The sequence below is a fragment of the Dyadobacter crusticola DSM 16708 genome (assembly GCF_000701505.1).
In the GTDB taxonomy this organism is placed as follows: Bacteria; Bacteroidota; Bacteroidia; order Cytophagales; family Spirosomataceae; genus Dyadobacter; species Dyadobacter crusticola.
The window spans coordinates 342,497-362,675 of the sequence record NZ_JNJB01000004.1 but is presented as its reverse complement, the minus strand read 5'-3'; the positions used below and the strand labels follow the sequence as shown (position 1 = coordinate 362,675).

The following is a 20,179-nucleotide window of genomic DNA, read 5'->3' as shown; positions in this document are numbered from 1 at the left end:
AAGTTTTCTCCCTATTGTTAGAATCCGAAGTTGATACCGATCTGGTACATTTTGGAATTAGGGTAATTTCCCTGATCTACACCCAGCACGGTGCTGCCCGGCGTTGAACCCACGGATGTTACCTCAGGATCGATACCGCTGTATTTGGTGATCGTGAAAAGGTTTTGTCCCTGCAGGTAAACGCGTGCGGTTTCAAAGCCGATTTTTGACAAGATGCCACTTGGAAGTGTGTAGCCCAATGTGAGGTTTTTCATACGGAAATAAGAACCGTCCTCGATAAAGTAGCTCGAAGGCTGCTGGCTGCGGCTGTCGTTTGCATCCAGGATCGGAAGCACTGCATTCGGATTTTCGGGAGTCCAGGAATCGTTGAGCATGCGCAAGCTTCTGTTACCAGCCTGGTTGTTGAAATCAACCCAGCGCTTTACCATATTGATAATCCCGTTTCCTTTCACGCCCTGGAAGAATGCCGACAAGTCGAAGTTTTTGTAGCCTACATTCAGGTTGATACCGTAAGTGAAATCGGGGTGGGGGTTACCGAGGAACACACGGTCGTTGTCGGTAATGGTACCGTCGCCGTCTGTGTCGTGGTATTTGTATTTACCCACAGCTGCGTAGCCGGGATATTTAGGTCCTTTGTCCACTTCTCCCTGGTTTTGGTAGATACCGTCGATCTGCAAACCGTAGAATGAATAAAGCGGCATTCCGGCTACCGAGCGGGTCCAGGTATAGCTGCGGATCGCAGGGCCAAGCAGTACTGCCGAAGAACTGTTGTTCAGTTTCTTTACTTCATTTCTGTATGTAGAAAAGTTGACACCCACAGAGTACGTAAGTTCGCCATTCAATGCTTTGTTGTTGAAGTCCAAAGCGAGGTCAATTCCTTTGTTGTTCATTTCACCTACGTTCACAAATGGGATTGTCGCTACGCCCTGGGTGGCAGGAAGTGCTACCTGATAAAGCATGTCCGAAGTAGTCCGGTTATACAAATCGAGGTTGAAGTTGAACATGCCTTTCAGGAAAGTCGCGTCCAGACCAATGTTGGTTTGCGTGGTAGTTTCCCATTTCGCGTCAGGGTTACCGAATGCTTCTGTGTCAAAACCGGGTTCAACTGCATTGTTGCCGCCGCCGATCGCGTAAGATGACAAGCTCAGACTTGAACGGTAAGTGCTGAAACCATTGTAGTTGCCAATTTCCTGGTTACCGGTTTGTCCCCAGCCTCCTCTTAGTTTCAGATCATCCAGCCAGGTAAGCGGTTTTAGGAAGCTCTCTTCTGATAATCTCCAACCTACACTGAATGCAGGGAATGTTCCGTAACGGTTATTCTGACCGAAACGGGAAGAACCGTCGCGACGAACTGTTGCTTCCAGTAGGTAACGGTCTTTCAGTGCATAGTTCAATTTTCCGAATATGGAGAAAAGCGCCCATTCGTAACCTCCGCCTGCATTGTTGATGCCTGCCGTACCGGAGCTCAGGAACATATACTGAGGATCTTCCGAGAAGAAAGTCGTGCGGGTTGCATTGAAGTTGCGGCCCATCCCTTTAATAGCTTCCGTACCCAGCAATACACCGATCTTGTGGTTAGTGCCGATGTTTTTGTTGTAGTTTAAAGTATTCGACCACGTCCAGTTAATATCGTACGCATTCTCGTTTGACAGCGCATTTGCCGCTTCAATTTCCGCTTCTTCAAGGTCCATCAAAGTGTAGCCCACGCGGTTAAATGCATTCAAATCAATCCCGATGCTTGACTTCGCTGTCAGGTCTTTGAGAATATCAATTTCCATGTAAGCGTTACCGAATGCACGGAAGTTGTTGGTCTGGTTGTTTCTCGTTCTCCAAAGCTGCGCAACCGGGTTGGTCGCAGGGCCAAGTCCGGCAGCACGGGTAGCAGCAAAATTGCCCATGATGTCATACACCGGAATAATTGACGGAATGCGGTAGCCGTTTCCGATCGGGTTACCATCCTGGTTGTTCAGCGTGCTGGCAGTTCCGTTATTGGCATAATACCCTTTGTTTTCCGTGTAACTTACTTCCAGGTTTTCACCCAGGCGAACGCGTTTTTTGAACGTGAACTCAGTATTTGAGCGCAGCGAGTAACGGTTGAAAGAAGTATGGATCAACACCCCGTCCTGCTTGAAGTAGTTAAGCGAAAGCGCATAACGGCCCGTTTCGGTACCACCGCTTGCGCCGATGTTGTACTCCTGAATGGCAGCCGGACGAAGGATTTCCTTGTGCCAGTCTGTTCCTTCTTTATTTGCTTCAACGATTTGGTAAAAACCAGCGCGGTTATAGTTATAAAGTGAAGGATTCACTTTCGGGTCACTTGCAGAAAGTCCATAGCTTGATCCTGCGAGGATATAATCCGGAACAACTGCATTCGGCCCATTTCCGTACTGCTGGTGCGAAGGGTTTCCATTCGTCAAAACACCTGCATTGCGGCGCTGCGTCCATAACAAATCACCAAATTGCTGCGGATCTTTGATCAGGTCCAAATCCACTTTTCCGGTTTGCAAACCTGCACGTGAGTTGAATGTAAATCTGGCCGCGCCTGCTTTTCCTTTTTTGGTAGTAATGATAATAACCCCGTTTGCAGCTCTTGAACCATAAATTGAGGCTGAGGCAGCATCTTTCAAAACCTGCATAGACTCGATGTTGTTCGGGTTGATGCTGTTCAAGCCGCCTTTTGTAGGTACTCCGTCGATCACGTACAAAGGATCGTTGTTGTTGATCGTACCAAATCCGCGGATACGCACTGTTGCTTCACCACCAGGCGAGTTGTTGGAAGTTACTGTTACACCCGCTACGCGGCCCTGCAACTGCTGCGCTACGTTTGGAGCCGCTACTTTTGTCAGCTCGGTAGCGTCCACAGTGGAAACTGCACCGGTGATATCTCTTTTGGATTGAGAAGAATATCCCGTTACCACCACTTCGCTCAATGCTTTCACGTCTGATTGCAGTACGATATCGATCTGTGATTTGTTAGCGATGCTTACTTCCTGCGTCAGAAAGCCAATGGACGAAACGACCAATGTGGTGCTGCCGTCGGGTACATTCAGTGAAAACACGCCGTCGGCGTCGGTGGTAGTACCAACTGATGAGCTGCCTTTCAGCACGATCGTCGCGCCTGGGACAGTGGCGCCTGTAGCGTCTGTTACTTTCCCTTTGATCGCGATGTCGGCATCCATTTTCAGTGTCTCGTGCGAGATCCCGCCGGCTAGGGAAATGTGCGCACACTGAATAATCAGGAATAGTTGTATGAGACTGATTCTCATAATTTTAAGCAGGTAATTCCGCCGGTAAAAGGTTTTTTTCATACTTTTGAACGTTTTGTTGTTTTGAAAAATCGGCAAACAAAATCCCATGCTCCTTTCGGGGCAGCAATCCGGGTGAGACAATCTGGTTGGGGGTTAATTCGGGTGGATGATGTGGCGACATCATTCACCTTTTTTCATGTATAGGCAAGTGGTTTATGGTGAAAAGTTAGTTTTAGGAATAAGGTGTTTAATGTTCCATAATTAGCAGAAACTGTTGCACATTGACCAAATATAGGTCATGTGTATTATGCATAAAATACTCTTTTGTAGTTCCTTTAAAAATCAAAATAAAATTGCATTATTTTCCTAAAATCGAAATGTTTCAGGCTGTGAGGAGGGGCGGGGTGGCCGGGAGCGTACTCAGTATAAGAGTAAATAACGCAGCCTGCCAGGTTTAGCAAGGAAGTATCAAATTCACTAAACTATGACACAAAGTACCCGATGGTCACTTTCTATGCTTTTTTGTTTGCTTTTCTTCCAAGGCAATGCACAGGACAAGGCCGAATATGAGCAGCGGATCGCGCTGATCAGTCAGAATATCAGCAAGGTATTTCACCAGCCAGCCACAGGTTTATATATTGAAACAAATGGAAAAAATGAGAAGCCGCATTCATTTCTCTGGCCGCTTTGTGCGTTGATGCAGGCGGCCAATGAAGCAGATGCTTTGATGCCGGGAGGACAGGCTATGAAGCCCGTCTTGAATGCGATCAGCAAGTACCGCAACAACGACGCACCGGCACCGGGGTACCAGGCTTATGTGACCAAAGAACAAAAGGATTCGCGGTTTTACGACGATAATCAATGGATCGCAATAGCCGCCATTGACGCATACAACCGGACAAAAAATGCCTCTTACCTCAAATTAGCGGAGGAAATATACATGTTTATGATGACCGGCTATGACCAGAAATCCGGCGGCGGCATTTACTGGAAGGAAGACGAGAAGAATACCAAGAATACCTGTTCAAATGGTCCGGGGATACTGGTTGCACTGCAATTGTACAAAATCAATCAAAAGGAAGAATACCTCGATACTGCGCTTGATCTGTATAAATGGACCAACAAGCACCTGCGCTCGCCAGAGGGTACTTACTGGGATGCGATCAAGATCCCATCCATGAAAATTGACTCTGCCAAGTACACTTATAATACTGGTACAATGCTGCAATCGAATGTGCTTTTATATGAGATTACCAAAGAGCAGCAGTATCTGGACGAAGCAAAAACGATCGCGCAGGCTGCGAAGGATTTCTTTTACGTCAACAATAAGCTGCCCGCGAATTATTGGTTCAATGTGGTCCTGCTGCGCGGATATGAGGAATTGTACAAGGTAACAAAGGACAAGAGTACTTTTGCTTTTTTTGTAGACGATGCGGAGCGGATCTGGAAAGAGGAGCGGGACGAAAACAACCTGATCGGCAGAAAGCATGAAAAAACGCTGATCGACCAGGGTGCAATGGTAGAAATGTACGCGCGCCTGGCGCGGCTCACTGCTGAGTAATACGGATGGGCTATAAAAGCAATTTCCCCAATAAGTCGGATACTTATTGGGGAAATTGCTTTTATGAGGTTAGACTTATTCTGAATCTTTATACAACCCGAACTCACTGATTGCCACGCTCACCGGCGACTTGGTAATCCGCAGCCTGATCCGCTGCGCAGTAACCGGAGCTTCCAGTTTGACGATCCTTTTCGCGCCGACGCTGGTGCCTTTATGGATTTCTTTCCATTCCGTTCCCTGCCATGCGTCTACTGCAAATTCTTCGATACGCTGACCAAGCTTGATGAATTCCTGCAAGGAGATAATGTCAAACACAGCGGGCTGGCCAAGGTCAAAGATCACTTCCGGGGTTTTAAAATCATCGTCTGTGGCCCAGTAAGTTTCAGGTTTTCCGTCCAGCAGATTTTTGGCGCTGTAAATGGAGTTGTAACCTCTTACGTTTACCGCTTTGGAGCTGGCTTTTGCAATCAGGTTGGTCGCAAAAGTTTGTTTAACATGATCTCCGAACGCCTTCAATGCAGCAACATCGTCGGCGTGCAGCTGGCCGCGTGTGTCGGGAGCAAGCCCGAGGTCAAGCGCCGCGCCGCGGCCTACGCTTTTCAGGTAGAGGTCAAATAATTTCTCCGGAGTTTTAGGTTTTTCATTGGGGTGGTAAAACCAGCCTTTTCGAAGTGGTACATCGCATTCGGCGGGTATCCAGAATTTTCCATTGCGGGTACCGCCCGGGTTTTCGGTTGCATTGGCCTGTCCGGGCACCGCTACGTTCTGTCCTTCGGAAGGTTTTGGTGTCAATGTGGCCCAGGAGGTTTCATTCACACTGCCGTCTTCATTACCTGCCCAGCGGACATCCCAGCCGATATCACTGAAAATGCTTGCATTTGGCTGCAATTTGCGGGTCAGGTTTGTCCAGGTTGAATCCCATTGATAGTAGGTAGTGTTGTCAATGGAGCGTTTTTCCTTTGCCCCGCCATAGTAGCCGTCGCCGCCATTTGCACCGTCGTGCCACGACATAAACAGTTCACCATAGTTGGTATACAGCTCGCGCAGCTGCTCGCGGTAAATTGCCAGGTACTCCGGTGTGCCGTATTTCGCGTTGTTACGGTCCCAGGGTGAGCAATAAACTCCGAATTTCAAACCGTGCTTGCGGGTTGCGTCGGCTACTTCTTTCACCAAATCCCCTTTTCCGTCGCGAAACGGACTTTTGGTGATGTTGTATTCTGTCGTTTTGGTAGGCCAGAGCGCAAATCCGTCGTGGTGCTTTGCCACGAGCACAATACCTTTCAGGCCACCTTCTTTTGCGGCAAGTACGATCTGTTCTGCATTGAAATCACTTGGGTTGAATGTTTTCGGATCAGCATCTCCAAAGCCCCATTCTTTGTTTTCGAAAGTAGTGGGAGTGAAGTGCATAATGCCGTAAACTTCCGTCTGATGCCAGAGTATCTGTCTTGGTGCCGGCGTCGCTCCGTAGGGTTTGGGCGGGGTTTGGGCGAAGGTATTCAGCGCAGTAAGTAAAAGAAAAGCGGCTACAGGTCTGATCATTTCTTTATAAATATTAGGTAGTAGGTATCGGGTGATATCGAAAAAGTGAAGATCGGTTTTTTTGAAATCAGTTCGTCGATTTTTGTCGAGTATGTTGCTTCATAATTCCTGGCCTGCCTCAGTGTTACCATTAGTCAGATTTTTCATAACAAAATCCTTAATTTTTATTTATAAATTTGAATACTCTTCAACGTTCCAAATCATTTCATGCTATGTTCAATATTGTTGATGATTATATGGAATTAAGGAAAAACATGAGCCTGTTGATCAAGGAGTCCGGCTTCAAGAATGCTTACCTGGCAGAGCAAATCGGCATGCCGGCTCCAACGTTCAGTGTTAAAAAGCAGCGCGGAAACTGGACGCCGGACGAGATGAAAAAAATACTTGACATCATCGAAAGCGAAAAGCTGGAAGACCTGTTTCTTCTTGAATTAATGCGTGCTGAAAGCAATGAGCCGCGGTACCCAATCGACGATCTCATAAAAAGAATGGGATGGTAGTAGAATACCACAGGAGATTTGAGAAGGATTTGGAAAGAGCTCCAAAGGACATTCAGAGCCGGGTTTTCAAGATCATTTTGAAGTTGAAAGAAGCTGAAAATCTTGAATTCTCCGGCCTTGATTACAAGAAGTTGGCAGGTCAGGAAAGTCAGTACTACCGGATCCGAGTTGGTGATTGGCGGATCGGGATTGAATACATTCAGCCTAATGTCACGTTGCTGCGGATTTTAGCCCGCGGCAACGTGTACAAATCATTCCCTCGTTAATCAATCACCAACAAATAAGCAGGTTGATCACCTAATTCAGCTACTGTTTTTGCGGGTAGCTGGATCGCTCCATCCTTTACTTTCAATGCTTTTTTGCTGCCGGCAAATGTAACTTTTGCGTTTGCTGGAAGCGTTAATCCCTCCGGTTTCAAACTGGCACTCAGCTTTTCACCTGCTTCCGCGAGATAGAACGCGTAAGTGGTAGTACCCTTTTTAGTGTAAGCCCATTTGCCTTGACGGTATGGCGCCAGCGGTTTGGTTTCGTAGATACCCACTCCATTTACATTCATCCATTTTCCTATTTCTTCCAGCCGCGAGTACGCTTCTTCGTGCCATTCTCCGTCCGGTCCCGGCGCTACATTGAGCAGCAGGTTTCCGCCTTTAGCGACAATGTCCACCAAAGTGTGAACAAGCTTCCTTGTCGATTTAAAATTCTCTTTCGGGATGTAAGACCACGAGTCGCCCATTGTTATACAGGATTCCCAGGGGATTGACATATAATGTTCAGGGATTGATTGCTCGGGTGTTACATAATTTTCGAATTCACCTGTAACCGTTCTGTCCACAACCAGCAGGCCAGGCTGATGCGATCGCGCCATTTTGGCAATGCGCGCCATATCGATATCCTGCTCGTAAGGAATGCTCTTCTGCCAGCTGATATTCGGGTCAATCGTATTCAATGGACGTACCCAGCCACCGTCAAGCCACAGAATGTCGACTGAACCGTACTCCGACATGAGCTCTTCTATCTGGTTGTAAGTGAAATCTTTGAACTTTGTCCACAGCTCAGGCCGCTTCTTTGGATCGTAAGAAGCATTGCGGTCTTTGGGTGGAAAATACTTCCACCAGTAGAATTCAGTATTCCAGTCAGGTTTAGAAAAGTAGGTACCAGTCATAAAACCCTGGTTGCGGAACGCGGCCAGTACTTCTTTGGTCACATTGCTTTTTGGGTTTGATTTAAATGGCGTGTTGGTAATCTTATAGTCCGTGTACTTGGAATCGAACATCGCGAACCCGTCGTGGTGCTTCGTTGTAAAAACCACGTATTTCATTCCTGCATTCTTGGCTGCCTGTGCCCATCTTTCCGGATTAAATTTGACGGGGTTGAAAGTTTTTGGGATTTCCTCGTAGGCTTTTTTATACTCGTACCAATCGTGAGAATGCGGACCTTTGCGCTCACACCAACCTTCGTCTTCCGGGCACAGCGACCACGATTCCACGATGCCCCACTGGCTGTATGTTCCCCAATGCATCAGCAAGCCGAATTTGATATCCTGCCATTTGCTAAGCTTCTGCTGCACCAGCGGGTCGGTGGGTGCTACATACTTCGAATGGTCCTGCTCCGAATGCTGCTGGGCAAGAGACAGGTTTCCTAAAAGCAATCCCGAGAGCAGGATTGCCGCTGATCTTAAATTCATTTTGAAAAAAATAGTAACAGAATTGATATAGGAAGTGAATGTCAGGCAAAGTGGCTTTCGGCATTAATCACCTTTCCTTTGCCGTCTTTTTCAGTAACTGTGTAGTTGAAACCTTTTTGAAGAGAATACGCGCCGACTTCACCGTTTTTATCGATCGCAATAAAGCCAACCTGAAATGTTTTTGCCTTTTCGGGATTGATCTTGACAATGCGCTCGATCGCTTTTTTGCAGGCTTCTTTGGGTGAAGCGCCATTCCGCATCAGCTCTACAATGGTGTGGGTGCCGCAAATGCGTATCACTTCTTCTCCCTGGCCTGAACCTGTGGCAGCGCCTACTTCATTATCTACATAAAGTCCGGATCCGATGATTGGGGAGTCGCCTATACGCCCGCGCATTTTGAAGCCCATTCCACTGGTGGTACACATTCCGGACAAGTTGCCGGCTGAATCCAAAGCGAGCGTTCCCATGGTATCGTGGTTTACTGACCCGTCTTCAAAGTGGCTGGGCGCAAACGGACCGTGACCTTTTGGCTTGGATTGTTGGTGTTCAATATTGATAATGGGCTTGTATTCAGCTTTTTTCAACCATTCTTTATAGGCTTTTGCGGCATCAGGAGACAATTCACCCGATTCGAGTTTAATGCCGCTCGCTACTGCAAACTGCTGCGCACCCTCGCCCGCCATAAAAACGTGCGGTGTATTTTCCATTAGTTTTCTGGCGAGTGAAGCCGGGTGTTTCACGCGCTCCACGAAGGCTACCGAACCGCAGTTGAACTTATCGTCCATAATGCACGCATCCAAAGTGACGCGCCCGTCGCGATCCGGATTACCGCCTAATCCAACGCAGCAGTTCACTTCATTTTCCATGGCAATTGCTGCCTGTTCCACTGCATCCAATGCTTTTCCGCCGTTTTCAAGAACCGGCCAGGCACCTCCATTGGCGATTTGTCCGCTGTCCCAGGTGGATATCACAATAGGCTTATTAACCGGCTTGCTCTTGGCGAACAGGTCGTTAACCTTCGCAAAAGGCAGCGCCAATGCAGAAAGTTGGAGAAAAGAACGGCGGTTGGATTTCATAGAAGAGAGAAGATGTTTGGGAATAACTTTCTAAATATTTTAAAAATACCTACTTATTAATTCAAATTTTTTCAAATATACTGGGCTAAGTTGTCCCGGCAAATGAAAATACAAAATTTTCGATCGTGTACCTTCTGTTGAGTAGTTAGGCCGGTCAACATTTTGTTTGTATGCTGATTTAACAGAAATTCGGCGTTTAAATGTCCATATCACCACAGAGAACAGTTAGTCAGTTAAATTCCGCTTCATCATGAACCTTCCTAAAAATAGTGTTGACGTAGCTATAAATGCGTACGGTAAACCTTATCAAACCGCAATGACATTGCTCACGTTAATGAAAGAGTCGGGGCAATGGATCAATAAAATCTACTTCGTTGAGGAAACCAAACAGCCCGAACCTTCCAATTTTAAGTTTGTTCTTGATTACTTAGGCGACAAGATTGTCTACTACAAGCCGAGTCTCTGGCTCTGGACAGGAAATCTCAAATTCAGGATTTTATTAAAACTGCCGTTTTTCAGACGCGCGATCCGGTATCAGTATGCGTGGGAAAAATCAAAGGCGAAATACTTGCTCGTCATTCATAACGACGTATACTTCAAGGCGGACCTGGTCAAAGAATATCTGCAGCAGATCGGCAGTACTTCGGGCATCGGACGTATCGGGCAGTGCTGGGGATGTCCGGCTTTCGAGGCGAAGCTCTGTAATCCTGAAATTTACACGCAATACAAACCTGGGTACCAGGAGCTTTTACAGCTGGCTACCGAATACCCGCAGGCGCGAACTTCCACTTACACCGAAGTAGTTGATCCCGCTACGCCCTGGCCGCTTCCGGAATGCAGACTGAATGAATACGTGGCAATGATCGACCTGGAAAAGACCAGAAAAGATACTTTGCCGGTTGGAAAGGGATCTGCATTCGGGAGCTACGACCGTCTGGATGTAGGTGTGAAATGGTTTGCAGATATGAACAATCTCGGGCATTCTTTCCGGCATTTTGATTATGATCCGTACGCGACCCACAGCTGGATCAGTCTGAAAAACGCCGGGCACGACGCGCTCTTCAACCAGGATTTGTATAAATATGAGGAGTCAGTTGCATTGCAGCAGCTGGTCGACGAGTTTGGTTTTGACCCGAAATCAAAAACTTTCAAGCAATAACCGGAAGACTTATGGTGCTCGAAATCCGCGATCTTCATCAGCAGTACGGCAATGTGGAGATCATTGCAGTCGCGCACTTTCAGGTAAGCGGAGGTATCTACTGGATTCACGGAGAAAATGGCGCGGGTAAGTCTACACTTTTCAGAACGCTGGCCGGAATGCTGCCTTGTACCGGGTCAGTAATGATTGACGGGCAGTTCGATCTCATAAAACATCCCGTGGAATACAGGCTGCGGCTGAACCTGGGCGAGGCAGAGCCGCTCTATCCCGCATTCCTTACCCCGCGTGACCTGATCGATTTTATAGCCAATGCGAAAAAAGCGCCAAAAGAGCAGGCGGAACATTTGGTCGACAAGCTTGGAATCAATTACCTTAACAATACATTCGGAAGCTGTTCAAGCGGAATGGTGAAGAAGGTTTCCCTGGCGGTGGCTTTCCTTGGTAATCCCAAAATCATTATCCTCGACGAACCGCTGATCACCATTGACCGGCAAGCGCGCGAGAACCTTTTTGACCTCATTCGCGAATATCGCGCGGCCGGTGTCACGTTTTTACTTTCTTCACATCAGCCATTTCAGCAGGAAGGTCTTCAAGTAAGCGAGAGCTTTGCGCTGCAAAACAAAACGCTGGTTCCAATGCTATGAAAATGCTCCTGCTATCAACGGTTTCGGAGTTTTTCAGGCGGCGTGCCGGTACATTTCTGGTGCTGGTCGGCGTCCTTTTCGGGTTCCTGAGCGGAGCGGAGCATTATGCATTTGCGGTATTCTTCCTGACCGGCAATTATGGAATGCACTTTCTTTTCCTAATATGGTTGTGGTACACATTAGTCTGCGCGCAATTTGTTAATCAGCTCTGGCAGCAGCCTGATTATACATTTATATATAGTGCCCGGATCTGGCCGGGCGCGGTGCGGGCGCGGAGACTGTTTGTACTCGCACTCGGGTTTTTACAACCTATATTGTACTACGGCATTTACCTGACTTCCATTGCTATTCAGGAAAAGGTACCTGGCAGGGTCTGGCCTGTCTTTCCAATGTATGGTATCCTTGCCATTTCACTGGTCGCTGTTGCAGAATGGCGGCTGAGACATCCGGTTTTATATGTAAAAAGAAAGAATCCCGGCCTTTTCAGCATTCCTTTTCCACGCCCGGCTTCCTGGCTGTACTGGATTTTTGAATGGTTGTTCCGGGAGCGGGGTATTACATTGCTTGCCGGCAAGACGGGCGCCATACTAGTCGCAACAGGCACGATGCTCTATTATTCCACCGATAACTACGACCTGCGGCTGCCCGCAATAGGACTCTCGCTTGCATACCTACTGAATTTCGGTATTTCAATGGAACTGTATCAATGGGAAAATGAGGTTTGCCTCTGGGAGAAGTCAATGCCGGTACCAGACCTGCGCCGGTTTGCCAGGGTAGTAGGATTTCACGCCATTGTTATTCTGCCCGAAACGCTGATAGCAATGCGGAATGCGGCATTAAGTCCCGCAGAGTTGTTGCAGCTTTTTCTGCTCGGAGTCTCGATTCTTACAGTTTCGCATTTGTATCTGTATAAAAAGCAAAGTCAGCCCGACGATCACCTCAAAGTATTTCTTTTCGGCTTCGTCGCACTGACGTTGTTGATTTTGTATAAAATCCCACTGCTTATTCTGGCAGCTGCGGGAATGCTCTTTTCTACCTGGTTTTTTTCAAAATGGTATAAAACCTGACTTACTTCGGCATTGATGGTCTTACTTCGATCTTGCTTGGCAAAGTGCGGGCAGGAAGTTTGATCAGGTCGGAAATGATTTGTCCGATATCTTCCGGCTGAATTTTCCAGGCATCCTTTTCAGAAGGCTGGTGATTATTGAACTCGCTGGCAACAGATCCCGGCATAATGGTCGTAACCCGGATACCCGCGCTCCTTACGTCGAGCATCATCGCCTGTGAGAAACCTACGAGTCCGAATTTGCTTGCATTATATGCGGTACCATTTGCGAAAAAGTTGGTACCCGCAAGGCTGGCGATGTTGATGAAATAACCTTTTGTCTGGGTAAGTGCTTCCAAAGAAGCTTTTGCACTATAAAAGACGCCTGTGAGGTTGATGTCGATGGTTTCCTGCCATTGTTCCGGAGTCAACTCCGCGATAGGCGCGAAATGTCCGACACCTGCATTGGCGATGAAATAGTCGAGCTGTCCCCATTTGTCTATCACAGTTTTCACCGCATTTTGCTGCGATTCAAAACTTCTTACATCAGATTCAATGCCGATCGCGGCGCCTTCACGGATCTGGTTCAACCGCGCGGCTGCTTTCTCCGCATTTTCCTTTGAGCGGCTGGTAATCGCCACCTGGATACCTTCTTTAATCAATACTTCCGCGATCCCGAAACCTATTCCTTTTGAGCCTCCGGTAATCAGTGCGGTCTTAGTAGTTTCTGCCATTAGTTTGAGATTTGTGGTAAATAAATGCAAAAAGGTAACAGCCGGAAACGAGAGAAGGTTTGTGAGAATGGCATATTTCTAGGTTTCAGGCAACTTCCTCAATTCAGTAAAATGTGGCTGTTTTTTACTTCATAATATCTAAAACCCTATTTTTGCCAACCATTATTTTTTTGACAGATTTTTAAACCATCTATGAAAATAGTAGAAAACAAGGTCGCGCTGGTGACCGGTGCCTCCCGTGGAATTGGACGTTCAATTGCTTTGCGTTTGGCAGAAGAAGGTGCAGATGTGGCTTTTACCTACCTATCAAGCGTTGAAAAAGGCGAGGCGCTTACCAAGGAACTCGAAGCATTTGGTGTGAGAGCAAAAGGCTACCGTTCCGATGCGGCCGATTTTCAACAGGCTGAACAGCTCGTAACCGATGTACTTGCAGACTTTGGTAAGCTCGACGTGCTGATTAACAATGCCGGCGTTACCCGCGACGGACTTTTAATGCGCATGAGCGAGGAGCAATGGGATACGGTCATTAATATCAACCTGAAATCTGTTTTCAACCTTACCAAAGCAGCAACTAAAAGCATGATCCGCGCTAAGAGCGGCTCTATCATTAATATTACTTCGGTTGTGGGTATCAGCGGCAATGCGGGACAGTCCAATTACGCTGCTTCCAAAGCGGGTATCATCGGTTTTACCAAATCCATCGCGCTTGAACTGGGCTCCCGTAATATCAGGTCCAATGCAGTCGCACCCGGCTTTATCGAAACTGAAATGACTGGTGCAGTGGAATCCAAAGCGGTGGAAGAATGGAAACAGTCCATTCCGATGAAGCGCGGCGGACAGCCCGAAGAGGTAGCCGATGCGTGCGTATTTCTCGCCTCAGACTTATCGAGGTACATTACCGGCCAGGTACTTCAGGTAGACGGTGGTATGTTAACATAGTGTCTTTCTTCGTTTGTAAAATAGCTGGCAGTTTCATTGTATATTGTAAACATTGCCAGCTATTGACTCCGAGCACATGCGGTCCGAACTGATCTTTCAAACTCCTTACTGGTTTATTCTCTTTTGCCTGGCAGCGGGAACGTTGTATGCTTTCCTGCTTTACCAGCCAATTGCTTCCTGGGGTAAAAAGTGGAACTACGTGCTGGCCGCATTCCGCGGGATTGCTGTCGCATTGATCTGTTTTCTGCTGCTCAGTCCGCTGGTCAGAAAGACTGAAACTTCCATTGATAAGGCTAAAATCGTATTTGCGATCGACAACTCGGAGTCTGTCGGCGCATACGGGCAAGCTGTAATGAAGGAAGTTGCGGATGCAACTGCCCAGCTCGTAGCTTCGGGGTTTGAGGTAGGTATTGAGACCCTGGATCAGCAGGCAAGACAGCTTTCTGCCGATTCGATCCGCTTTGACAAAAACAAAACCGACCTTACCGGAATGCTCCAGACGATCAGGAGCAATTATGAAGGCAGAAACCTGACGGACGTCATTCTTGTCTCTGACGGTATCGTTAACCAGGGCGTTTCGCCGGCTTACAATCGTTTTCCATTCCGGATCAGCGCGCTGGCAGTAGGGGATACTGTTCCGGATCTTGATATTCGTATCAAAGATGTGGTGAATAACAGGATTGCGTATTTGGGAAATGAATTTCCGATCCGGGCTGAAATTGCAGCAAATGGACTCGCCGGAAAATCGACCACAGTTACATTGAAACAAAACGGCCGGGTAATCCAAAGCCAGAATGTAGCAATAGATCGTCCTGACTTTTTCAAGGCTGTTGATTTCAAAGCTACTTCTTCCCAGAAAGGAGTACAACATTTTACATTGGAAATAGGGGCAGTTTCAGGAGAAACATCCAAACGCAATAATACCCGTGATGTTTATATTGATATCATCGACGGGAAGCAGAAGATATTGTTGATGGCGCTGGCGCCTCACCCGGATATCAAAAGTCTCCGCAGCCTGATTGAGGCGAATGAAAACTACGAGCTGGATATCAATATTCTCTCCATTTCAACAACTCCGCCGGCAGGAACGAAACCTTACGATCTGGTTATTTTACACCAAATCCCGAATGTACTGGGACTTGGCAATGCGCAGATCCGGAAGTTTATTGATGCTAAAACACCTTTGTTCTTTATACTGGGAAATCAATCGGCGGTGCCACTGGCCAATTCGCTGAACCGCTCGCTGACGATCAATGCAGCAAATAACCAGACTGATAAGGTAACAGCCCGATTCAATCCGGCTTTCCAGCAGCTGAATTTTGATACGGAAAGCCTGAAAATATTAGAGCGTCTTCCGCCACTCTCGGTTCCATTCGGTGAGTATAATCTGTCATCTGGTACCGAAACAATCCTTTTTCAGAAAGTAGGTACATTGAATACTCAAAAACCGCTGCTGGTACTGAACACGAGCGGTGAGCAGAAAATCGCGGTGCTGGCAGGCGAGGGGATCTGGCAATGGCGGCAGGAGGAGTTTGCACAGACCAATAAGCAGGATGTCGTCGACAATTTGTTCCAAAAGCTCATTCAGGTACTTTCTTTGAGAGAAGATAAACGGAAGTTCAGGGTTTATCCAGCAAGGAATGAGTTTGAAGCCGGCGAGCAGGTTACTTTTCAAACAGAAATTTACAACGATATCTACGAGCCTATATTTGGCCAGGAAGTGAAGCTTGATGTTACCGACGAGAAGGGGAAAACGAGGCAATTTACCTACACACATACCAGCGAGTCGCCGCGGTTCAGCATTAGCGGACTATCTGACGGAGTTTATCGCTACACCGCGTCAGCTGCATTGCGCGGCGGGCAGGAGAAGGCTGCGGGGCAGTTTGTAGTCAGGAATGTGGACCTCGAACTTAACAATACTACTGCTGATTATGGAATGCTGCGCGAACTGGCGAGCCGCTCGGGAGGAGCGTTTATCATGCCTGCGTCGCTTGCATCTTATGTCGAAAAGCTGAAAGCCGACCGGCCCGCTGACCGCCTCGACAGCTCGGAAGAAATGGTTGAGCTGATCTATCTCAAATGGTTATTTTTTCTGCTGATACTACTACTCGGCGCTGAATGGGGATTAAGAAAGTACCATGGCGGATATTAGGAGTATTTTTTGTGCAATTTTCTTCTGTTTCATTCAAATCAGGCCAGCCTTCTCGCAGCAAGCTGATTCTCTCTTTGTAACAAATACACCGGATACGTCGCAGGCACAACGCCCAAACTATGCGATGCTGCGCGGCATTTTTGCGGCTCAGTCTGCACTCTACCTCGGGACGATTTACGGGCTTAGCAAATCGTGGTATAAACAGCCGCTCACGCACTTTACAATTCAGGATGATACCCGCGAGTGGCTGCAAATGGACAAAATGGGGCACGTTTACACATCGTACCAGATTGCGCGTCACACCGCTGAGCTCTATAAAAAAACAGGTATTTCAAAGCGCCAGATGCTTGTTTACGGCGCGATTTCAGGAGTGATCTTTCAAACTCCCATTGAGATTCTCGACGGCTTTTCACCTGACTACGGATTTTCGCCGGGAGATATGGTTGCCAATCTGACGGGCTCGGTGTTGTTCCTTGGTCAAGTGGCATTATGGGACGAAGTTCGCATTCATCCCAAATTCTCATTTCACTCCACATCACTATCGAAGGTGCGGCCGGAGCTACTCGGGAAGTCGTGGTCGGAGAGCTGGTTGAAGGATTATAATGGTCAGACTTACTGGCTTTCAGCAAGTCCGAGATCTTTTTTTCAGGAAAGTAAGTGGCCTGCCTGGCTCTGTTTTTCACTAGGTTACGGAATTCAGGATATGGTCTCGGCAGAACCGCATAAAAGCATTGAAATGGGTTACCGGCCTTACCGGCAGTACTATTTGTCGCTGGATATCGATCTGACCCAGATCAAAAGCAGGAGTAAATTTGTTCGAACTATAGGATTCCTTGTCAACTCATTGAAAATACCTGCCCCTGCATTACAGTTCAGCAGGAACGGAATTGGCTTTAAGCCGTTATACTTTTAACCAACAGGGAAAAAAGACGATCTAAATAGGATATAAATGAATATCGGAGATAAAGTAAGGTTAGTACATGGACGTGAGGAAGGCATTATCTATGCTTTTTTACCAGGAAATGTAGTTGAAATAGAAATTGAAGACGGATTCCGCATTCCGGTTCTTCGGAACGAGGTCGTGACGATTTCCCCCGTTGAATCTCAGCGGATGCAGAAAGACAGCGAGATAGTTAAGGCGAGTGCAAAATCAGACGTGATCGTTCCGAGGAATGCACCGTTTGCTGAAAAAGGTATTTACCTGGCTTTTGTTTCCATTAACGACAAATCGCTTACTGTACATTTAGTTAACAACACCGACTGGACACTTCCATTCACCGCCTCTTCCATTGGTAATCAGGTCCAAACGGGATTGGGCGCCGGTGTGTTGCTTCCTCGTCAGTCCCAAAAATTGTCAGAGGTTTTGATGAAAGATTTTGAGGACTGGCCTGTATTTGATTTTAACATCCTGTATTTCCGGGAAGGTAAATACATACTTCCGCAGCCTCTGACCAAGCGGATTAAATGTCGCGCGCAGTCATTTTACAAAAGCAAGAAGAAGGCGCCGGTACTTGACAAAGAAGCATTTGTCTATCAGTTGGATGAAGAAAGTCTGAAAAAGGAGCAGATCCCGTCAGACATAGACGCGGCAGCTTTGAAGGAAAGTATGCTGAGAGGAGCAACAGGAGAGCAGGTGAAAGTAGGAAAGCCAGAGGAAATTATTGATCTGCACATAGAGAAGCTGGTCGAAGATCCTGCCCGTATTTCTACTGAAAGTATTGTAAAAACCCAGCTCAGCGTCTTTGAAGAAAATCTGGAAAAGGCGATAGCAAACGGAATGGACGAAATTACCTTTATTCACGGCGCGGGCAGCGGCGCATTGAAGAATGAGCTGCACAAGCGGCTGAGCAAAAACAGGCACGTCGCATATTTCAAAGATGCATTAAAAGATAAATTCGGATACGGTGCTACCCTCGTCAAAATCAAGTAACCTGCTGGCCAGGATATTATATGTTTCGTTGTTGTCGGCCATTATGTGGAGCAGCTGGCAATGTCGCTCAAAAAGTACCTCCCCGCAAGCACCTATGGAAGAATATAAGTATTCGGATAAGGAAATTCAGAATGAAAAGCATTTGTCGGTTTTAAATATCCCGATAGAAATCCCGGTTTCTGAGATCGAAACGCAGATCAATGCAAAGATCAAGGGGCTTATTTATGAAGACAACAGCTACGAAGATGACGATAATGACAATCTCAAAGCGAAGGTCTGGAAAATCAGTCCGATCCGGGTAGTTGCGATTGACTCTTCGTTCCTTTTTGAAGTTCCTTTAAAAATCTGGGTAAGTGCGGGCTATAAAGTCAGTCCGCTCGGCATTACCATGTCCGGCTATAAAGACACTGAGTTCTCCATTAAAATCAGGCTGATTTCTAAAATTGGTATCTCTCCAAACTGGCAGATCAAGTCCGAAACTTATGTCGACAGCTACGATTGGATTTCCGATCCGAGCATTAAAGTGGCGGGCTTGAACATTCCGATCAAAAGTATGGCAAGCCGGTTGCTGAACAAGAACTTTGACAAAATCACCGAGGCAATCGACGAAGAAGTTGCTAACAATCTGGAACTAAAAAAGAATGCAGAGCTCGCGTGGAACATTGCCCGCCAGCCTGTTATGCTTGCGAAGGAGTTCGATACCTGGCTGGTGGTAGTTCCAACCGGCATTGTAATGACGCCGCTGCTGGCCAAGAATAATGTGATCCGCGCGGTACTTGGAATCAAAGGATATACACAGACGATCACTTCTGCTGCTAAACCCAGTGTAACGGCAGGCGCCAAGCTGCCCGATCTGCAAATTACGAGTAAGGTCACGGAGGATTTTAAAATTGGTCTGATCAGTCTGGTTTCCTACGAAGACGCCGCCCGGCTCGCAACTGCCAAGTTTGCCGGCGAGACTTTCTCGTTTTTAGGCGGTCAGTACAAAGTAGAAGTTACCTCTGTTGAAATGTATGGTCAGAATGACAAGCTGGTGATCAAGGCCGGATTGAAGGGCAGCATGTCAGGCTTCATTTACCTGAAAGGTGTCCCTTACTACGATCCGGCAACGCAGCAATTGTCGCTGAAAGGCCTCGACTATGATCTGGATACCCGCAATGCGATTGTGAAAACGGCTGGCTGGTTGTTACAGGGGCAGTTTAGCAGAATGATGGAGAAGAAGATGGTTTTTCCGGTAGGCGAGCAGATTGTCGAAGCGAAGAAGACTATCCAGAAAGCCCTGAGTAACTATAAAGTTACAGACGGCGTAACACTGAAAGGCACGCTTTCGGACATTCAGCCAGATAAGGTTTACCTCACTCCAAAACACCTTTATTCTGTCGTATTTGCACACGGGAAGGTCAATTTGCGTGTCGACGGATTGAAAGGAATTTGAGGCAAAACTGTCATAATTGTACGTATAGATGCTATAATTTTTTCCTTTTTATAATAAATTGGATGTCGTTGAAAGAAAGTATTTGTTAGCTTTGTGGTCAGAGGAAAGGAGTGAGCTGTCCTACCGCTGCGGTATTTTACCGAAGAGGAAAGTCCGGGCAGCGCAGAGCGCCGTACTTCCTAACAGGAAGGCAAAGAGTTGGAAACGGCTTTTTGACAGCAAGTGCCACAGAAATGATACCGCCTTGGCATGTTTTTTATAGGTTGAGGTAAGGGTGAAATGGTGGGGTAAGAGCCCACCGACCGGCTGGTGACAGGCGGGGCAAGGTAAACCTTACGGGCTGAAAGATCAAATAGGTGTTGGTTTGCGGGGCTGCTCGTCCCCGTTCTTCGGAACGCCGGCACGGGTAGATCGTTAGAGGTCCAGGGCGACCTGGATCCTGGATAAATGGTAGGAGTTTTCGGGTACGAAGGTGCTTGGGAAAACAGAACCCGGCTTACAGGCTTACCCCTTTTTTCTTGTTTTTAAGTTAA

Annotated in this window: 16 protein-coding genes and 1 other RNA gene; 12 read left to right on the top strand and 5 right to left on the bottom strand. The window is 47.2% G+C overall.

Annotation, left to right across the window (positions count from 1 at the left end; all coding sequences use genetic code 11):
* Positions 1-17: 17 nt before the first annotated feature.
* Positions 18-3,308 (bottom strand): SusC/RagA family TonB-linked outer membrane protein, encoded by a 3,291-nt coding sequence (locus tag Q369_RS0105105; protein WP_031526732.1) that lies wholly within the window; start codon positions 3,306-3,308, stop codon positions 18-20.
* 424 nt (positions 3,309-3,732) lie between these two features.
* Here Q369_RS0105105 and Q369_RS0105100 point away from each other — a divergent pair, with 424 nt between their 5' ends.
* Positions 3,733-4,809 (top strand): glycoside hydrolase family 76 protein, encoded by a 1,077-nt coding sequence (locus tag Q369_RS0105100; RefSeq protein ID WP_084165648.1) that lies wholly within the window; start codon positions 3,733-3,735, stop codon positions 4,807-4,809.
* Positions 4,810-4,884: 75 nt separating this feature from the next.
* Here the strand turns inward: Q369_RS0105100 and Q369_RS0105095 are convergent, their stop codons facing one another.
* Positions 4,885-6,348 (bottom strand): alpha-L-fucosidase, encoded by a 1,464-nt coding sequence (locus Q369_RS0105095; RefSeq protein WP_031526730.1) that lies wholly within the window; start codon positions 6,346-6,348, stop codon positions 4,885-4,887.
* A gap of 212 nt (positions 6,349-6,560) precedes the next feature.
* Between Q369_RS0105095 and Q369_RS0105085 the strand changes: the two genes are divergently transcribed.
* Complete coding sequence (locus tag Q369_RS0105085) at positions 6,561-6,848, top strand: hypothetical protein (RefSeq protein ID WP_031526729.1); 288 nt, start codon at positions 6,561-6,563, stop codon at positions 6,846-6,848.
* Positions 6,842-7,114 carry a type II toxin-antitoxin system RelE family toxin gene (locus tag Q369_RS0105080; protein ID WP_031526728.1) on the top strand — a complete coding sequence of 91 codons (273 nt, stop codon included), beginning with the start codon at positions 6,842-6,844 and terminating at the stop codon, positions 7,112-7,114. Before Q369_RS0105085 ends, Q369_RS0105080 begins: the two co-directional genes overlap by 7 nt.
* On the opposite strand, the gene Q369_RS0105075 is transcribed toward Q369_RS0105080, so the two are convergent.
* Entirely contained in the window at positions 7,111-8,532 is a 1,422-nt protein-coding gene (locus tag Q369_RS0105075) for an alpha-L-fucosidase (protein WP_031526727.1), read from the bottom strand. The genes Q369_RS0105080 and Q369_RS0105075 overlap by 4 nt on opposite strands.
* A gap of 41 nt (positions 8,533-8,573) precedes the next feature.
* Positions 8,574-9,608 (bottom strand): isoaspartyl peptidase/L-asparaginase family protein, encoded by a 1,035-nt coding sequence (locus tag Q369_RS0105070; RefSeq protein WP_031526726.1) that lies wholly within the window; start codon positions 9,606-9,608, stop codon positions 8,574-8,576.
* 250 nt (positions 9,609-9,858) lie between these two features.
* On the opposite strand from Q369_RS0105070, the gene Q369_RS0105065 reads away from it, so the two are divergent.
* The 3 genes from Q369_RS0105065 to Q369_RS0105055 are packed head-to-tail and all read left to right on the top strand — an operon-like array spanning position 9,859 to position 12,478.
* Positions 9,859-10,767: a hypothetical protein gene (locus Q369_RS0105065; protein ID WP_031526725.1), complete on the top strand. Its 909-nt coding sequence runs from the start codon at positions 9,859-9,861 to the stop codon at positions 10,765-10,767.
* Between the two features lie 11 nt (positions 10,768-10,778).
* Positions 10,779-11,411 (top strand): ABC transporter ATP-binding protein, encoded by a 633-nt coding sequence (locus Q369_RS0105060; protein ID WP_031526724.1) that lies wholly within the window; start codon positions 10,779-10,781, stop codon positions 11,409-11,411.
* A gap of 2 nt (positions 11,412-11,413) precedes the next feature.
* Positions 11,414-12,478: a hypothetical protein gene (locus Q369_RS0105055; RefSeq protein WP_229206736.1), complete on the top strand. Its 1,065-nt coding sequence runs from the start codon at positions 11,414-11,416 to the stop codon at positions 12,476-12,478.
* A gap of 1 nt (position 12,479) precedes the next feature.
* Here the strand turns inward: Q369_RS0105055 and Q369_RS0105050 are convergent, their stop codons facing one another.
* The gene (locus Q369_RS0105050; protein WP_031526722.1) at positions 12,480-13,190 is read right to left on the bottom strand and encodes an SDR family oxidoreductase; all 711 of its coding nucleotides are present in this window, start codon (positions 13,188-13,190) and stop codon (positions 12,480-12,482) included.
* Positions 13,191-13,382: 192 nt separating this feature from the next.
* Here Q369_RS0105050 and fabG point away from each other — a divergent pair, with 192 nt between their 5' ends.
* The 6 genes from fabG to rnpB all read left to right on the top strand — a co-directional run bounded on the left by fabG (position 13,383) and on the right by rnpB (position 20,161).
* The gene (gene fabG / locus Q369_RS0105045; RefSeq protein ID WP_031526721.1) at positions 13,383-14,129 is read left to right on the top strand and encodes a 3-oxoacyl-[acyl-carrier-protein] reductase; all 747 of its coding nucleotides are present in this window, start codon (positions 13,383-13,385) and stop codon (positions 14,127-14,129) included.
* Between the two features lie 76 nt (positions 14,130-14,205).
* Positions 14,206-16,281, top strand: coding sequence for a hypothetical protein (locus Q369_RS0105040; RefSeq protein ID WP_031526720.1), 2,076 nt, complete (start codon positions 14,206-14,208; stop codon positions 16,279-16,281).
* Complete coding sequence (locus Q369_RS0105035; protein ID WP_084165647.1) at positions 16,268-17,194, top strand: DUF2279 domain-containing protein; 927 nt, start codon at positions 16,268-16,270, stop codon at positions 17,192-17,194. The genes Q369_RS0105040 and Q369_RS0105035 overlap by 14 nt, the downstream gene beginning before the upstream one ends.
* A gap of 36 nt (positions 17,195-17,230) precedes the next feature.
* On the top strand, positions 17,231-18,211 hold the full coding sequence (locus tag Q369_RS0105030; RefSeq protein WP_031526718.1) for a Smr/MutS family protein: 981 nt from the start codon (positions 17,231-17,233) through the stop codon (positions 18,209-18,211).
* Positions 18,212-18,305: 94 nt separating this feature from the next.
* Positions 18,306-19,646: a DUF4403 family protein gene (locus tag Q369_RS0105025; protein WP_031526717.1), complete on the top strand. Its 1,341-nt coding sequence runs from the start codon at positions 18,306-18,308 to the stop codon at positions 19,644-19,646.
* A gap of 107 nt (positions 19,647-19,753) precedes the next feature.
* An RNA gene (rnpB, locus tag Q369_RS28230) (RNase P RNA component class A) lies at positions 19,754-20,161 on the top strand.
* Positions 20,162-20,179 lie beyond the last annotated feature (18 nt).

Excerpts from the sequence above, each read along its gene's own strand:
- Q369_RS0105060 (WP_031526724.1), top strand. The coding sequence starts at position 10,779 with ATGGTGCTCGAAATCCGCGATCTTCATCAGCAGTACGGCAATGTGGAG.
- Q369_RS0105100 (WP_084165648.1), top strand. The coding sequence starts at position 3,733 with ATGACACAAAGTACCCGATGGTCACTTTCTATGCTTTTTTGTTTGCTT.
- Q369_RS0105040 (WP_031526720.1), top strand. The coding sequence starts at position 14,206 with ATGCGGTCCGAACTGATCTTTCAAACTCCTTACTGGTTTATTCTCTTT.
- Q369_RS0105065 (WP_031526725.1), top strand. The coding sequence starts at position 9,859 with ATGAACCTTCCTAAAAATAGTGTTGACGTAGCTATAAATGCGTACGGT.
- Q369_RS0105025 (WP_031526717.1), top strand. The coding sequence starts at position 18,306 with ATGGAAGAATATAAGTATTCGGATAAGGAAATTCAGAATGAAAAGCAT.
- Q369_RS0105105 (WP_031526732.1), bottom strand. The coding sequence starts at position 3,308 with ATGAAAAAAACCTTTTACCGGCGGAATTACCTGCTTAAAATTATGAGA.
- Q369_RS0105050 (WP_031526722.1), bottom strand. The coding sequence starts at position 13,190 with ATGGCAGAAACTACTAAGACCGCACTGATTACCGGAGGCTCAAAAGGA.
- fabG (WP_031526721.1), top strand. The coding sequence starts at position 13,383 with ATGAAAATAGTAGAAAACAAGGTCGCGCTGGTGACCGGTGCCTCCCGT.
- Q369_RS0105080 (WP_031526728.1), top strand. The coding sequence starts at position 6,842 with ATGGTAGTAGAATACCACAGGAGATTTGAGAAGGATTTGGAAAGAGCT.
- Q369_RS0105075 (WP_031526727.1), bottom strand. The coding sequence starts at position 8,532 with ATGAATTTAAGATCAGCGGCAATCCTGCTCTCGGGATTGCTTTTAGGA.
- Q369_RS0105030 (WP_031526718.1), top strand. The coding sequence starts at position 17,231 with ATGAATATCGGAGATAAAGTAAGGTTAGTACATGGACGTGAGGAAGGC.
- Q369_RS0105085 (WP_031526729.1), top strand. The coding sequence starts at position 6,561 with ATGTTCAATATTGTTGATGATTATATGGAATTAAGGAAAAACATGAGC.
- Q369_RS0105070 (WP_031526726.1), bottom strand. The coding sequence starts at position 9,608 with ATGAAATCCAACCGCCGTTCTTTTCTCCAACTTTCTGCATTGGCGCTG.
- Q369_RS0105095 (WP_031526730.1), bottom strand. The coding sequence starts at position 6,348 with ATGATCAGACCTGTAGCCGCTTTTCTTTTACTTACTGCGCTGAATACC.
- Q369_RS0105035 (WP_084165647.1), top strand. The coding sequence starts at position 16,268 with ATGGCGGATATTAGGAGTATTTTTTGTGCAATTTTCTTCTGTTTCATT.
- Q369_RS0105055 (WP_229206736.1), top strand. The coding sequence starts at position 11,414 with ATGCTCCTGCTATCAACGGTTTCGGAGTTTTTCAGGCGGCGTGCCGGT.